This window comes from Cochleicola gelatinilyticus, from assembly GCF_001637325.1.
Classification (GTDB): Bacteria; Bacteroidota; Bacteroidia; order Flavobacteriales; family Flavobacteriaceae; genus Cochleicola; species Cochleicola gelatinilyticus.
Map to the genome: position 1 here is coordinate 1 of NZ_LRXL01000048.1, position 902 is coordinate 902.

Here is a 902-nt window from a genome sequence, read left to right on the forward strand (position 1 = left end):
AATCAAAAATATTGTTGCATATTTGAATTGTGATTCAGAGAAATTTGAAAAACATCTCCTCGATTATAAGTAACAAACCTCTATCCCCTTTATTTATTAACTCAATTTATCTATTTATATAGATTTTTAATAAATACCGTCCCCCTCGTTGCATTATATGTGACTTTATTTTGAATTTTCATTTAGTCTTTTAATAGAAGGACTAAAGATTATTATACCAAATAAATTAATTATTAACTAAATTATTTAATTATGAAAAAAGTAATGTTAAGTGCAATGGCGCTAATGGTAGGATCATTAGCATTTGCTCAACAAGTTGGAGATCCTAGAGCTGAACAAGCAGACTATGCTGCGGGGGCTTCTTCACCTGCTAATGCAGTCGAAAATGTTCAATCTGGAGAAGATAACTATATGTTAGTTCGTCAAGAAGGTACTTCATCTTCTGTATACATCGACCAATCTGGTGGTGGTGCTGGAGTTGGAAACTTAGTGTATGTTCGCCAAAGTGGGGATGTAAACGATAATCAAACCTTGAGTGGAGAAGCTAATATGGCAGATGTTCGTCAAGATGGTACCACAAACAAGGGGTATGTTCATCAAGAAGGTGATGGGAACGAAGCTGCGATGGTACAGGAAGCTAGTGTAAGTGCTAGTACAGGTTTAATTCGTCAAGGAACTGGTGAGAATGCGGAAGATAATTACGCAGGAATGATTCAAAGAAATGGAAATAATAACTCAGGTTGGATCCAGCAAACCTTTGATAATAGTGAAGCACTAACTGTTCAAGACGGTTCAAATCATCAAGCTAAAACAATACAGAATGCAAATCCAGACAATTCAGACGGACATGATGCGCGTGTTGAACAAAATGGAACAGGCCAAATGTCTTATGTAGCACAAAC

General features: G+C 36.1%; 1 protein-coding gene. It reads left to right on the forward strand.

The genetic code is table 11. From position 1 onward, the window contains the following. Positions 1–252: 252 nt before the first annotated feature. On the forward strand, positions 253–902 hold a 650-nt coding region (locus ULVI_RS12380), incomplete at its 3' end, for a curlin repeat-containing protein (protein ID WP_197463512.1).